Annotated in this window: 14 protein-coding genes; 9 read left to right on the forward strand and 5 right to left on the reverse strand. The window is 61.9% G+C overall.

Features of this window, described 5'->3' with window-relative positions; translation table 11 throughout:
• Window positions 1–57: 57 nt before the first annotated feature.
• On the reverse strand, window positions 58–687 hold the full coding sequence (locus Q0O05_RS00280) for a YqiA/YcfP family alpha/beta fold hydrolase (RefSeq protein ID WP_293659749.1): 630 nt from the start codon (window positions 685–687) through the stop codon (window positions 58–60).
• Between Q0O05_RS00280 and rodA the strand changes: the two genes are divergently transcribed.
• The 3 genes from rodA to Q0O05_RS00295 all read left to right on the forward strand — a co-directional run bounded on the left by rodA (window position 686) and on the right by Q0O05_RS00295 (window position 4,704).
• Window positions 686–1,840 (forward strand): rod shape-determining protein RodA, encoded by a 1,155-nt coding sequence (gene rodA, locus Q0O05_RS00285; protein WP_293659750.1) that lies wholly within the window; start codon window positions 686–688, stop codon window positions 1,838–1,840. The genes Q0O05_RS00280 and rodA overlap by 2 nt on opposite strands.
• 66 nt (window positions 1,841–1,906) lie before the next feature.
• Window positions 1,907–3,367 carry a metalloprotease TldD gene (tldD, locus tag Q0O05_RS00290; RefSeq protein ID WP_293659751.1) on the forward strand — a complete coding sequence of 487 codons (1,461 nt, stop codon included), beginning with the start codon at window positions 1,907–1,909 and terminating at the stop codon, window positions 3,365–3,367.
• Window positions 3,368–3,576: 209 nt separating this feature from the next.
• Entirely contained in the window at window positions 3,577–4,704 is a 1,128-nt protein-coding gene (locus Q0O05_RS00295) for a 3-deoxy-7-phosphoheptulonate synthase (RefSeq protein ID WP_293659752.1), read from the forward strand.
• 76 nt (window positions 4,705–4,780) lie between these two features.
• On the opposite strand, the gene Q0O05_RS00300 is transcribed toward Q0O05_RS00295, so the two are convergent.
• Both Q0O05_RS00300 and mpl read right to left on the reverse strand, forming a co-directional pair.
• A complete protein-coding gene (locus Q0O05_RS00300) occupies window positions 4,781–5,056 on the reverse strand; it encodes a hypothetical protein (RefSeq protein WP_293659753.1) in 276 nt (91 codons plus the stop codon).
• A 51-nt stretch (window positions 5,057–5,107) separates the two neighbouring features.
• Window positions 5,108–6,544 carry a UDP-N-acetylmuramate:L-alanyl-gamma-D-glutamyl-meso-diaminopimelate ligase gene (gene mpl, locus Q0O05_RS00305; protein ID WP_293659754.1) on the reverse strand — a complete coding sequence of 479 codons (1,437 nt, stop codon included), beginning with the start codon at window positions 6,542–6,544 and terminating at the stop codon, window positions 5,108–5,110.
• 143 nt (window positions 6,545–6,687) lie between these two features.
• Between mpl and Q0O05_RS00310 the strand changes: the two genes are divergently transcribed.
• From Q0O05_RS00310 to Q0O05_RS00335, 6 genes are all read left to right on the forward strand, one after another.
• Window positions 6,688–7,281, forward strand: coding sequence for a hypothetical protein (locus Q0O05_RS00310; protein WP_293659755.1), 594 nt, complete (start codon window positions 6,688–6,690; stop codon window positions 7,279–7,281).
• The gene (locus Q0O05_RS00315) at window positions 7,274–7,885 is read left to right on the forward strand and encodes a TlpA disulfide reductase family protein (protein ID WP_293659756.1); all 612 of its coding nucleotides are present in this window, start codon (window positions 7,274–7,276) and stop codon (window positions 7,883–7,885) included. The genes Q0O05_RS00310 and Q0O05_RS00315 overlap by 8 nt, the downstream gene beginning before the upstream one ends.
• A gap of 169 nt (window positions 7,886–8,054) precedes the next feature.
• Window positions 8,055–8,513, forward strand: a complete 459-nt coding sequence (gene accB, locus Q0O05_RS00320; protein WP_293659757.1) for an acetyl-CoA carboxylase biotin carboxyl carrier protein — start codon at window positions 8,055–8,057, stop codon at window positions 8,511–8,513.
• Window positions 8,514–8,525: 12 nt separating this feature from the next.
• Window positions 8,526–9,875 (forward strand): acetyl-CoA carboxylase biotin carboxylase subunit, encoded by a 1,350-nt coding sequence (gene accC / locus Q0O05_RS00325; RefSeq protein WP_293659758.1) that lies wholly within the window; start codon window positions 8,526–8,528, stop codon window positions 9,873–9,875.
• A 7-nt stretch (window positions 9,876–9,882) separates the two neighbouring features.
• On the forward strand, window positions 9,883–10,761 hold the full coding sequence (gene prmA, locus Q0O05_RS00330; protein ID WP_293659759.1) for a 50S ribosomal protein L11 methyltransferase: 879 nt from the start codon (window positions 9,883–9,885) through the stop codon (window positions 10,759–10,761).
• 48 nt (window positions 10,762–10,809) lie between these two features.
• Entirely contained in the window at window positions 10,810–11,832 is a 1,023-nt protein-coding gene (locus Q0O05_RS00335) for a zinc-ribbon and DUF3426 domain-containing protein (protein ID WP_293659760.1), read from the forward strand.
• Between the two features lie 79 nt (window positions 11,833–11,911).
• Here the strand turns inward: Q0O05_RS00335 and Q0O05_RS00340 are convergent, their stop codons facing one another.
• On the reverse strand, window positions 11,912–12,325 hold the full coding sequence (locus Q0O05_RS00340; RefSeq protein WP_293659761.1) for a histone: 414 nt from the start codon (window positions 12,323–12,325) through the stop codon (window positions 11,912–11,914).
• A 172-nt stretch (window positions 12,326–12,497) separates the two neighbouring features.
• Window positions 12,498–13,676 (reverse strand): ribonucleotide-diphosphate reductase subunit beta, encoded by a 1,179-nt coding sequence (locus tag Q0O05_RS00345; RefSeq protein ID WP_293659762.1) that lies wholly within the window; start codon window positions 13,674–13,676, stop codon window positions 12,498–12,500.
• Window positions 13,677–13,914 lie beyond the last annotated feature (238 nt).

Below are 13,914 nucleotides of genomic sequence, written 5' to 3' on the forward strand. Positions count from 1 at the left end.
AAGTTGGATTGTCCCTGTAATTCTTGCCGGCCCTGCAGACGGCGCGCCCGTGGCGCATCAGGCCGCCGCCGGCAGACCCATGAAGGCGGCGAAATCGGGCAAAAAGGCCTCAAAACCGGTGAAGGCATGGTCGCCGCCCTCGGTCACGGTGACGCTCGTGTGGGCGTAACGGGCATGCATCTCGCGCCAGTCCAATACCTCGTCGCCCTTGGCAATCAGGGTCCGGTAGCGCGCGGGCTCACGGAGGACCCCGGCCTGCAGGTCGCGCAGCTCCTGCACATAGTGGGGCAAAAAGAAAAAGCGCTCCGCGGGGGCATGCCACTGGTGGTTCTCGCCGATGTAGCGTCCCAGATCGCGCGCGGGGTCGACCGCCGGGTTGATCAGCATGGCCAGGCAACCCGTGGCCTCGGCGATGTGGGTGGCATAAAAGCCGCCCAGCGAGGAACCGACCACGGCCATGCGGTCCCGCGGCCAGGCTGAAATTCCGTCTAATAAAAGCGTCATGGCCTCACGCGGTGAAGGCGGCAACTGGGGACACCACCAGTGCACGGCCGGGTGGTGCTGCGCCATATAGGCCGCCATCTGCCGGGCCTTGTGCGACTGCGGCGAGGAGCGAAAGCCGTGCAGGTAGAGCAGGTGGGTGATGGAAGTGCCGGTCATGGTGGGCTTGGGGATAATCGGGTCCATGTCTTATCGTTTCGGAAGAGTCTCGCTGCGCAAGCGTATCGCGCCCTGGTTTGCGGGGTTTGACGGGCCGCTGGCCTTCGCGGTGTTCATGCTGGCCAGCGCGGGGCTGCTGATCATGTATTCCTCGGGCTACGACCACGGCACCCGTTTCGCCGACCATGCCCGCAACATGCTGATCGCTGGCGCCATCATGTTTGTGGTGGCGCAGGTGCCGCCGCAGCGCCTGATGATGGTGGCCGTGCCGCTCTATATGGTGGGCGTGGCGCTCTTGATTGCGGTGGCGGTGTTCGGTATTACCAAAAAAGGCGCCCAGCGCTGGGTGAATGTGGGCGTGGTCATCCAGCCCAGTGAGATTCTCAAAATCGCGATGCCGCTGATGCTGGCCTGGTGGTTCCAGAAGCGCGAGGGGCAACTGCGGGCGCTGGACTTTGTGGTGGCCGGCGTACTGCTGGCTGTTCCGGTGGGGCTGATCATGAAGCAGCCCGACCTGGGCACCGCCCTCTTGGTACTGGCGGCCGGTATGTCGGTGATATTTTTCGCCGGCATGAGCTGGAAGCTGGTCATCCCGCCACTGGTCATCGGGGTGCTGGGGGTGTTTTTGCTTGTGTTCTTCGAGCCGCAGCTCTGTGCCGACGGCGCGCGCTGGCCGGTTTTGCACGACTACCAGCAGCAGCGCATCTGCACCCTGCTGGACCCCTCGCGAGACCCGCTGGGCAAGGGCTTTCACATCATTCAGGGCATGATCGCCATCGGCTCCGGCGGCGTGCTGGGCATGGGCTTTATGCAGGGAACGCAGACGCACCTGGAGTTCATTCCCGAGCGCACCACCGACTTTATTTTCGCGGCCTTTTCCGAAGAATTCGGGCTGCTGGGCAATGCTGTCCTGATCGGCGCCTTTGTGTTCCTGATCATGCGGGGGCTGGCCATTGCGCTGGAGGCACCCACCCTGTTTTCCCGACTGCTCGCGGGGGCTGCGACCATGATCTTTTTCACCTATGCGTTTGTGAACATGGGCATGGTCAGCGGCATCCTCCCGGTGGTGGGGGTTCCACTGCCGTTCATCAGTTACGGCGGCACCGCCATGGTCACGCTGGGGCTGGCTCTGGGCATTCTGTTTTCGATTTCCAATTCCAAGCGGCTGGTGCAGAGCTGAGGCGCCATCGCCTGTGCGAAGAACCGGCCGATGCAAGGGTTTGGGGCGCGGGCCTAGAATGGCTTCATGATTTCTCGTGAACCCACCATCGAACGCCTGGCCACGGCCAAGTCCCTGCTGCTCACCCCCTTCGGGCTGGATGAGAGTCACCTCATCCGCGCGCTGGGTGAAATCAAGGCCCACCAGGTCGACGAGGCGGACCTCTACTTCCAATACACCCGCTCAGAGGGCTGGAGTCTGGAAGAGGGCATCGTCAAGACCGGTTCCTTCAGCATCGACCAGGGCGTGGGCGTGCGTGCGGTCAGCGGTGAAAAAACGGCGTTTGCGTATTCGGACGACATTTCCGACGCATCGCTCCTGGACGCGGCCCGCACAGTGCGCACTATTTCGGCTGCAGCGCAGACCCGGCGTGCGAAGACTGCTACACATAAGATAGCAGGTGGGCGCAAGCTCTACGCCGGGCTGGACCCGATTGCCACCCTGGACAGCACCGCCAAGGTCGCGCTCCTAGGCCGGGTGGAGAAGCTGGCCCGAGCGAAAGACCCGCGCGTGATTCAGGTGATGGCCGGACTGGCCGCTGAATACGACGTGGTGCTGGTTGCCCGCGCCGATGGCACGCTGGCCGCCGACGTGCGCCCCCTGGTGCGCCTGAGTGTGACCGTGATTGCAGAGCAAAAAGGCCGCCGCGAGGCAGGCTCTAGCGGCGGCGGCGGGCGTTTCGGGCTGGCCTATTTCACCGACGAACAGGTGGAAGACTATGTGAACCAGGCGGTGCATGCCGCGCTCACCAACCTCGACTCCCGCCCCGCTCCTGCGGGCGAAATGACGGTGGTGCTGGGTGCCGGCTGGCCGGGCATTTTGTTGCACGAGGCCATTGGCCACGGCTTGGAGGGCGACTTCAACCGCAAGGGCAGCAGCGCTTTCAGCGGGCGTGTGGGCCAGCGGGTGGCGGCCAAGGGCGTCACCGTGCTCGACGACGGCACGATTGCCGACCGCCGCGGCTCGCTCAACGTGGACGACGAGGGCAACCCCAGCCAGCGCAATGTGCTGATTGAGGACGGCATTTTGAAGGGCTACATCCAGGACAGCATGAACGCCCGGTTGATGGGCGTGAAGCCCACCGGCAACGGCCGCCGCGAGAGCTATGCCCACCTGCCCATGCCGCGCATGACCAACACCTACATGCTCGGCGGCGACAAGGCGCCCGAGGAAATCATTGCCAGCATCAAGAAGGGCCTCTATGCGCCCAACTTCGGCGGCGGTCAGGTGGATATCACCAGCGGAAAGTTCGTGTTCAGCGCCAGCGAAGCCTATTGGGTGGAAAACGGCAAGATTCAATACCCGGTCAAGGGCGCCACTCTGGTGGGCAGCGGGCCGGAGTGCTTGAAGCGTGTCTCGATGATCGGCAACGACATGAAGCTCGACCCCGGCGTGGGCACCTGCGGCAAAGAGGGCCAGAGCGTGCCGGTGGGTGTGGGCCAGCCCACCCTGCGCGTCGACGGACTCACCGTGGGCGGCACGGCCTGAGCCGGCCGCGCGAACCTGTGCTACATTGAAGCCCATGCATTCAGCACACTTCTTTTTTAGCTATTTTTGGTTCTCACGCGCAACCGGCGGTCGAGAGATCTGAACGTACCTACAGAAAACGTCCTGAATCTTCCAAAAACCGCCGGCAACCCCGGCGGTTTTTTTATTGTTGCTTTCACTTCTTTTAACTTGAACTCTGGAGACCTGACATGACCGCACAAGCCTCTGCAAGCGACGCCTGGTATGGCCAAGCGCAGCCCGCCGACCGCACCAGCAAGACCGATGACGAACGCATCAAGGACATTACCGTGCTGCCACCTCCAGAACATTTGATCCGCTTCTTCCCCATCCGCGGAACCGCGGTGGAAACACTGATCTCCGAGACCCGCAGCACCATCCAAAACATCATGTCCGGCAAGGACGACCGGCTGCTGCTGATCATCGGTCCCTGTTCCATCCACGATCCGGCCGCCGCGCTGGAGTACGCCCGCCGCCTGAAGGCGCAGCGCGAAAAGTACAAAGATACGCTGGAAATCGTGATGCGCGTCTACTTCGAAAAGCCCCGCACCACCGTAGGCTGGAAGGGCCTGATCAACGACCCCTACCTCGATGAGAGCTACCGCATCGACGAGGGCCTGCGCATCGCGCGCCAGCTGCTGATTGAGATCAACCGCCTGGGAATGCCCGCGGGCAGCGAGTTTCTGGACGTGATTTCGCCCCAATACCTCGGCGACCTGATTTCCTGGGGCGCCATCGGCGCGCGTACCACCGAGAGCCAGGTGCACCGCGAGTTGGCCTCGGGCATTTCCGCGCCCATCGGATTCAAGAACGGGACCGACGGCAACATCAAAATCGCGACCGACGCGATTCAGGCGGCAGCCGGCGGGCACCACTTCTTGTCGGTGCACAAGAACGGCCAGGTCGCCATCGTCCAGACCCACGGCAACCCCGACTGCCACGTGATTTTGCGCGGCGGCAAGGCGCCGAACTACGACGCCGCCAGCGTAGCCGCCGCCTGCGCCGACCTGGCCCGGGCCAATCTGCCGCCAACCCTGATGGTGGACTGCAGCCATGCCAACAGCAGCAAGCAGCACGAAAAGCAGCTGGATGTTGCCAAGGACATTGCCTCCCAGATCAGCGGCGGCTCCAGAAGCGTGTTCGGTGTGATGGTGGAGAGCCACCTCAACGCCGGCGCGCAGAAGTTCACCCCAGGCAAGGACGACGCCTCCGCGCTGGAATACGGCAAAAGCATCACCGACGCTTGCCTGGGCTGGGATGACTCGCTCGCCTCCTTGGAGGTGTTGTCCGCGGCCGTCAAGGCGCGTCGCGCAGCGTAAAGCGATTCGGCACGGGCTGCGCGCCAAGCGCCAGCCTGCCTCAGACCGGCGGGCCTTCGGGCCCGCTTTTTTTGCCTTATTGCAGCGCGGGGGGCGCCCGCAGCGACTCCATCACCGCGTCCGGCGTGCCGCCGCCGGCCAGGTGGGTTTTGTACCAGACGCTCAGGATGGTGCTGATCACCGGGCCCGGGTTCTCGCAGACCTTGGCCACGTCCCACTGGTTGAGCTTGCAGATGCACTCCACCAGGTCCATGTCCATGTCGATGGCCTCGTTGTCGCAGCGGCGCAGCTGCAGGTCGGCAAATTGCGCGCCTTCGGGCAGGCGCAGCTGAAAGTTCGGGTCGCTTTGCATAGGTTTGCAGGTCAAAAGTGCTGTTTTCGCCCGTGGTTATTGCGCGAACAGCTACGAAGTTTGTAGCAGCCGGCTGAGCCTGGCGTGGATGCCGCCAAAGCCGCCATTGCTCATACACAGCACATGGTCACCCGGCTGCAGCGCCGCGGCCACCTGGCCCAGCACCACTTCAATGCTCTCGCCCACCTGCGCGCGGGCGCCCATGGGTGACAGCGCCTCGGCCGCGTCCCAGCCCAGCCCGCCGCTGTGGCAAAAGGCCAGGTCGGCTTCTTCCAGGCTCCACGGCAGCTGGCTTTTCATGGCGCCGAGTTTCATGGTGTTGGATCGCGGCTCGAACACCGCCAGGATCCGCCCGTCTGCCACTTGGCGGCGCAGGCCGTTGACGGTGGTGCGGATGGCGGTGGGGTGATGGGCGAAGTCGTCGTAAATCGTCACCGGCGCGCTGCCGGGTTGCGATGCCAGCGGCGCGCGGGCGCGCACTTCCATGCGGCGCTTCACATTGACAAACCGGCCCAAAGCCTCAGCCGCCAGCGCGGGCGACACGCCCACATGCTGCGCCGCGGCAATGGCGGCCAGCGCGTTGAGCTGGTTGTGCATACCGTTCAGCCCCCACTGCACGCGCGCCACTTCCCGGCCCTGGTGCAGCACCGCAAAGTCGTGCGGTTCGCCCACCGCCGAAAAATCGCTTACCGCGGTGCCAAAGCTTTGCTGCTCACTCCAGCAGCCCATGTGCAGCACCCGGGTGAGGCTTTCCTCCAGCCCGTTGACCACCACACGCCCGCCGGCCGGGACCGTGCGCACCAGATGGTGAAACTGCCGCTCAATCGCCGCCAGGTCATCAAAAATGTCCGCGTGGTCGAACTCGAGGTTGTTCAGGATGGCGGTGCGAGGGCGGTAGTGGACGAACTTGCTGCGCTTGTCGAAGAAGGCGGTGTCGTATTCGTCGGCTTCAATGACAAAGAGGGGTCGGGGGGGAAAAGCAGGGGGCGCAGCCTCTGCGCCACTCCTATCGCTGCCAAGCCTTGCCGAAATGCCAAAGTTCAGCGGGACGCCGCCCACCAGAAATCCCGGCTGTAAACCCGCGTAGTCCAGCACCCAGGCCAGCATGCTGGTGGTGGTGGTTTTGCCGTGGGTACCTGCAACCGCCAACACATGGCGACCTTGCAAAACGTGTTCGGCCAGCCACTGCGGCCCGCTGGTGTAGGGCGCGCCGGCGTCCAGAATCGCCTCCATCAGCGGAAATTTGGGGCTGCCGTCGGGCAGGCGCGCGCGACTCACCACGTTGCCGATGACAAACATATCGGGCTGGAGCGCCATTTGGTCGGCGCCAAATCCCTCCACCAAATCGATTCCGAGGGCGCGTAGCTGGTCGCTCATCGGGGGGTAAACGCCCGCGTCGCAGCCGGTGACTTGGTGGCCTGCTTCGCGCGCCAAAGCGGCCAAGCCGCCCATGAAAGTCCCGCAAATGCCCAGAATGTGAATATGCATGCCGGCTATTCTACGGGCCACTGCAGCCGGTTTTTTGGGCATGATTTCAGCACTTTGCCCTCGTGGAATATGCGTGAGTCGCTATGAAAAGCAGAGCATCCCCAGGCACCGGCTGCGCCGTATGCCGCAGGCACAATGCAGCCATGGACGACCTGAAGGAAGAAATAGCGGCCGCCGCCGCCCGCCTCGTGGTGGAAGAGGGGCTGGAGTACGGCCCCGCCAAGCGGCGCGCGGTCAAGCAGTTGGGCGTGCCTGCTCGAGCGGCCTTGCCAGACAACGACCAGGTTGACGCTGCAGTGGAGGAATACATTTCCATTTTTTGTGCCGAGAGTCAGGCTGAGGAGCTGCGAGCGCTGCGGGAGCTGGCGCTGCAGTGGATGCGGCGGCTCGAGATGTTCCGCCCGTACCTGGGCGGTGCGGTCTGGCGGGGTACGGCAACTCGACGGTCAGATATTTATCTGCAGTTGTTTTGTGATGACCCCAAATCGGCGGAGATAAGCTTGATTGACCGCGGCGTTCGGTTCGAGGTGCGCTCGGTGCCGGGGCTGCAAGGCGAGATGGTGGATGCACTCAGCATCCACGCGCTGTGTGAGCCGCTGGGCGAGCATGTGGGGGTGCATTTGCTGATCAATGACCTCGACGATGTACGCGGAGCGCTGCAGCCCGACGCGCGGGGGCGCGCCCCGAGGGGGAATATCGCGGCAGTAGATAAACTTTTGAAGGAAGATGATGAGTGATAACGATAATCATCCGGGGCCTGGCGAGCGGGCGGAGCCCCAAGCCCCGAGCTCGGGCCGGCGAGGCCTGCTGGTGTGGGGTGCGGCGGCGGGTGTTGCGGCGGGTGTGGCCAGCGCCGCCGGAGTGGGCCTGTCTTTGTGGCAACGGGGCGGCGCCGGGGGGGCGACGGGCGCGCCGGTGGCCGAGCCGGTGCCGGGCTTTTGGGCCCTGATATGGCAAAGCCCGCAGGATACGCCGGTGGCGATGGCGCAATTCAAGGGCAGGCCGCTGCTGATTAACTTCTGGGCCACCTGGTGCCCTCCTTGTGTCGAGGAGCTGCCCCTGCTGGACCGCTTTGCCCGGGAGCAGGGCAGTGGCGGCGCGCAGGTGCTGGGCCTGGCGGTGGATCGCAAAGACGCTGTTCTGTCTTTTTTGGCCAAGTTGCCGCTGGGATTCACCGTAGCGCTGGCTGGAATGGATGGCGTTGAGCTGGGCCGGTCGCTGGGTAACGCGACCGGAGGGCTGCCTTTTTCAGTGCTGGTGGCAGCGGACGGCGCCATTGCGCAGCGCAAGATGGGCCGGGTGAGCGAGGCCGATCTGGCATCGTGGGTTGCGGTAAAATAGGGTTTTCCCACTGGTCGGCTTGGCAAAAGCGACCGTCCCCCGGCCCCTTGCGGGCCCTGTTTGGCCATAGTCTTCCATTCAATTCCCTGCTTTTGGGTGGAGTTATAGTCAATTGGCTGCGTTTTGCTGTAAATTCACCGCTCTATAAATGTCAGTTGTTGGAGACCCCATGGACTTGCGAAAACTCAAAACCCTGATCGATTTGGTGTCCGAGTCGAATGTGTCGGAGCTGGAAATTACCGAGGCTGAAGGCAAAGTCCGCATCGTGAAGGGCGGCGGCGCCATGGTTCAGGGGTACGCCCCGGCGCCTGTTTATGCCGCCCCGGCCCCAACGGCTGCGCCTGCAGCCCCGCCCGCCGAGATTGCAGCACCGGCGGCGGTTGCCGCTCCCGCCGGCCACACCGTCAAGTCCCCCATGGTGGGCACTTTCTACCGGTCGTCGTCTCCCGGCGCCAAGCCTTTCGTCGAGGTAGGCGATGCGGTCAAGGAGGGCGACACCATCTGCATCATCGAGGCCATGAAGATCCTCAACGAGATCGAGGCTGACAAATCGGGCACTGTGAAGCAAATGCTGTGTGAAAACGGGCAGGCTGTCGAATACGGCCAACCCATGTTCATCATCGAATAAGACACTGTGCCCATGTTCAAGAAAATTCTGGTCGCCAACCGGGGAGAGATTGCGCTGCGCATTCAGCGCGCCTGCCGCGAGTTGGGTATCAAGGCCGTCATGGTGTATTCCGAGGCGGACCGCGAAGCCAAGTACGTCAAGCTCGCAGAGGAGGCGGTCTGCATCGGGCCTGCGCCTTCGGGCCAAAGCTACCTCAATATGCCTGCCATCATTTCGGCCGCCGAAGTCACCGACGCCGAGGCGATCCATCCGGGCTACGGCTTTTTGAGCGAAAACGCCGACTTTGCCGAGCGCGTCGAGAAGAGCGGCTTTCAGTTCATCGGGCCCACGCCCGAATCTATCCGAATGATGGGCGACAAGGTCTCCGCCAAGCAGGCCATGATCCGTGCCGGCGTGCCTTGCGTGCCCGGCTCCGAGGGCGAGTTGCCCGACGATCCGGTTGCGATAAAGCGCATCGCCAAGACGATCGGTTATCCGGTCATCATCAAGGCGGCCGGCGGCGGCGGCGGGCGCGGCATGCGGGTGGTGCATACCGAAGCGGCGCTGGTGGCTGCTGTGCAGATGACCAAGGCCGAGGCCGGCGCTGCATTCAACAACCCGGCGGTGTACATGGAGAAATTCCTCCAGAACCCGCGCCACATTGAAATCCAGGTGCTGGCTGACAAGTACAAAAATGCGGTGTACCTGGGCGAGCGCGATTGCTCGATGCAGCGACGCCACCAGAAGGTGCTGGAGGAGTCGCCCGCACCCGGCATTCTGCGCAAGCTCATCGAGCGCGTGGGCGACCGCTGCGTGGCGGCCTGCAAAAAGATGGGTTACCGCGGTGCCGGTACCTTTGAGTTCTTGTACGAAGACGGCGAGTTCTACTTTATCGAGATGAACACGCGGGTTCAGGTGGAGCATCCGGTTACTGAAATGGTCACCGGTATTGACATCGTGAAAACCCAGATCATGGTGGCCGCCGGTGAGCGCCTGCCTTTTGTTCAGCGGGACATTGTGCTGCGGGGCCACGCCATCGAGTGCCGGGTGAATGCTGAAGACCCCTTCAAGTTCACCCCGTCCCCCGGGCGGGTCACGATGTGGCACGCGCCCGGCGGCCCCGGCGTGCGGGTGGACTCGCACGTCTATACCAACTATTTTGTGCCACCGAACTACGACTCCATGGTGGGCAAGATCATTGTTCACGGAGACACCCGCGAACAGGCTATGGCCCGCATGCGTACTGCCTTGGCCGAGACCGTGGTGGAAGGCATTCACACCAATATTCCACTGCACCGTGAGCTGATGGTGGACGCCAAATTCATGGCAGGTGGCACCAATATCCATTACCTCGAGCACTGGCTGGATCAGCACAAGCGATAAGGCGCCCATGTTCGAACTGCGTCTAATGTGTCCTGAGGACCGAGTCGAGCAGCTGAGCGACGCGCTGGACGCGCTGGACGCGCTCAGCGTGAGCGTAGAAGACGCCGATGCGCAGACCGATGCCGAGCAGGCGTTGTTTGGCGAGCCCGGCATGCCGCCGCCCAAAGGCGGGTGGCAGCGCTCCCGGGTGATTGCCCTTTTTGCAGAGCGGCTGGCGGCCGAAGAAGCGGCCAAGCTTTTATCCGCGCAGGATTTTTTCGCGGGCTGCAGCCTGTTGGGTATTGACGTTCTGGAAGACCAGGATTGGGTGCGATTGACGCAGTCGCAGTTTGCACCGGTCGAGATCACGTCCGAATTCTGGATCGTGCCGACCTGGCATGAACCGCCAGCACAGGCACGCCAGATCATCCGGCTCGACCCCGGGCTGGCCTTCGGTACCGGCACCCACCCCACCACCCGCATGTGCCTGCGCTGGATTGCAGCCCAGGGCGGCCCCGGCCGCGTACTGGACTACGGCTGCGGCTCCGGTATTCTGGCCATAGGTGCAGCCAAGTTTGGCGCTAGCGAAGTCATCGCAGTCGACATCGACCAGGCGGCGGTGGACTCGACCATTCTGAACGCCGGGGCGAATCAAGTGCAACTTGCTGCCGGCCTGCCTGAGGCTGCCATCGGCGAGTTTGATCTGGTGCTTGCCAATATTCTGGCTACCCCTCTAAAGGTATTGGCCCCATTGTTGTGCTCGCATGTGAGGCCCGGCGGTCATCTCGTGCTGGCGGGCATTCTGGAGCGGCAGGCCGACGAGCTGATCGCCGCTTATGCCCCGCACTGCAAGTTGGCTGTTGCCGACACTGAGGACGGCTGGATTCTGATGACTGCCATCGCCTGACGGTGGCAAGCCCGCGCCCGGAAATTGCGCCCCCTACAATGTGACGCAATGAGCTTGATCACCCAATGCCCGGCCTGCTCCACGATGTTCAAGGTCGTGCCCGACCAGCTTCGCATTTCCGACGGTTGGGTGCGCTGCGGCCAGTGCGACGAGGTCTTCGATGCCAATGCGCAGCTCACGTCCGACCCGTTGGTAGACGACGAGCCTGAAGAAGACCGCTCGCCGGTGGAGGCATTCAGCCCCGACCCGGACTGGGCAGCCTCGCTGAAATTTACGCCTGAGGAAAAAACCGATATCCGGGCTGAGCCGGATATTCCAGTGGGGAAGGTGGAGCCATCGCTCGAGCACCTTGCTCAGGATGCCGCGCCAATTGATGACTTTCTGATGCAAAGCCCTAAGGCGCTAGCGCAGCCGTCTGGCGCGGATAGCGAGGCGCCGCCTCAGGGTGCTGCCGCCGATCCGTATTTTGGCGAGGTGAGTTCGGCAGAGCCCCGTTACCTGCAGGCTGACAAGCCTTCGCTGGAAGCGACCCATGCAGCCGATGGCGAACCACTTTCTTTCATGCGCCCCGCGGCCAGTGCCGGTGTGTGGCGCCGCACCGGAGTTCGCATCTTCCTAAGCCTGATGGCCTTGGCGCTCTCAGCCCTGTTTTTCTTGCAGATTGCGGTCCAGGAGCGTGACCATTGGGCGGCCTTTGAGCCTACGACGCGGCCCTACTTGAATCTTTTGTGTGAGGCGGTGTCGTGTACGGTAGAGCCGCTACGCGATATCGAGGCGGTGGTGATTGATGGGTCGTCCTTCAGCAAGCTCGGGCCCGATGTGTACCGGCTGCACGTGGCCATCAAGAACAACGGTACCGTGCCCCTGGCTCCGCCCGCGCTAGAGTTGACGCTGACTGATCTTCAAGACCAGAGCTTGCTGCGTCGTGTTTTCCTTGCGCAGGATTTGGGATTCAAGGGACCCACACTGATGCCCGGTACGGACTTTCATCTGAATGTGCCGATTGCAGTGAAACCCGGCAATGCGGCGGAGCGGATTTCCGGTTACCGTCTGCTCGCTTTTTACCCTTAAGTAATTGAGCCCCCGCTGCGCCAGATGAAAAAAAAGCCCGGGCCTAGGGCACCGGGCTTTTTACTTTCAAGCTACCTGATTAGGGCTTGCTGGAAGTGGGGAAAGGCCACGCAGCCTGAGGGTTGAGCGTGGTCTGCGCCGCAGCGGCAGGCTTTGCGGCAGGCGCTTTCGCAGCCTTCTTGGCAGCAGCCTTTTTAGCGGGAGCTGCTGCCTTCTTGGCGGGAGCGGCTTTCTTTGCTACTACTGCCTTTTTAGCGGGAGCTGCTGCTTTTTTCGCAGGAGCTGCTGCTTTTTTCGCAGGAGCTGCTGCCTTCTTGGCGGGAGCGGCCTTCTTTGCTACTACTGCCTTTTTAGCGGGAGCTGCTGCTTTTTTCGCAGGAGCTGCTGCCTTCTTGGCGGGAGCGGCATTCTTTGCCGCTACAGCTTTCTTCGCTGGAGCAGCCTTCTTCACGGGAGCAGCCTTTTTTGCGGCCGGTTTTTTTGCAGTTGCCATTTGTGTTCTCCTTGATCAAGGTGCAAAGAGCACTTTCTGCATCGTTGGTGGCAGAAAGTGATTCATGCCAATGGGGCTGAGCCCATTGGCATGAACGCGGTGTCGCCGACCCAAATCGCTCTGCAATAGGCAGTGGACGGGAGGCGGAAGCTGGGTCAGCATGACGAGTGGATTAATCCCAGGACAGCGCGCCGCCGGACTGGTACTCGATAACACGCGTTTCGAAGAAGTTACGTTCCTTCTTCAGGTCGATCATTTCACTCATCCAGGGGAACGGGTTTTCCTCGTTGGGGAAAAGTGCCTCAAGCCCGATTTGGGTGGCCCGGCGGTTAGCGATGTAGCGCAGGTAGCCCTTGAACATCGACGCGTTCATGCCCAACACGCCACGGGGCATGGTGTCTTCGGCGTATCGGTACTCCAATTCCACGGCCTTCTCAAAAAGCACCTTGATTTCGGCCTTGAACTCCGGCGTCCAAAGGTGCGGGTTCTCGAGCTTGAGTTGGTTGATCAAGTCGATTCCGAAGTTGCAGTGCATGGACTCATCACGCAGGATGTACTGGTACTGCTCTGCCGCACCGGTCATCTTGTTCTGGCGGCCTAGTGCCAGAATCTGAGTGAAGCCGACGTAGAAAAACAAGCCTTCCATCAGGCAGGCAAAAACAATCAACGACTTCAGCAGCGTTTGATCGGTCTCTGGGGTCCCGGTATGGAAGTGCGGATCCATGATGGCCGAGATAAAAGGAATCAGGAACTCATCTTTGTCGCGGATGGACTGGACTTCGTTGTAAGCATTGAAGATCTCAGATTCGTCCAGCCCCAAGGATTCCACGATGTACTGGTAAGCGTGGGTGTGAATGGCTTCTTCGAAAGCCTGACGCAGCAAAAACTGGCGGCACTCGGGCGCCGTGATGTGGCGATAGGTTCCCAACACGATGTTGTTGGCCGCCAAAGAGTCTGCCGTCACAAAGAAACCGAGATTGCGTTTGACGATGCGCCGCTCGTCCTCGGTCAATCCGTTCGGGTCTTTCCATAACGCGATGTCACGCGTCATGTTGACTTCCTGTGGCATCCAATGGTTGGCGCAAGTGGCCAGATACTTTTCCCAAGCCCACTTGTACTTAAAGGGTACGAGCTGATTGACGTCGGTCTGGCCGTTGATGATGCGCTTGTCAGAGGCATTCACTCGCCGGCCACCTGAGCTCGTACTGCTAGCCTGTACTGCTTCGGCAGTCACCGGGTTTGACGCAAAAGCCGGAGCGAGAGACGCCTGTGCAAGGCCAACGCTGTCAGGCGGATTGCGTGCGAAATTCGACGCCGATACGGGCTTGATTTCTTCTTCCCAGGACAACATAAAAAATTCCAATCAGCAGATTATGAGAGCAGTGGATTAAATTGAAAAGCAATCAAGCAGTTCACAGAAAACTTGTGTTGTTCAGTCGCATCGCAGTGTCATCTGCGAGGCGATCGCCATTACTGACAAGCCTCGCACGTGGGGTCATCAACGCCGCAGAATTTGATATCTGTAGCTGCGTTGCCGGCCATCTCCATTTGGGCTTTGGCAGCCGCAGCCGCTGCCTCTAGAGCGCTGG

The organism is Rhodoferax sp. OV413 (assembly GCF_945881795.1).
GTDB lineage: Bacteria > Pseudomonadota > Gammaproteobacteria > Burkholderiales > Burkholderiaceae_C > Allorhodoferax.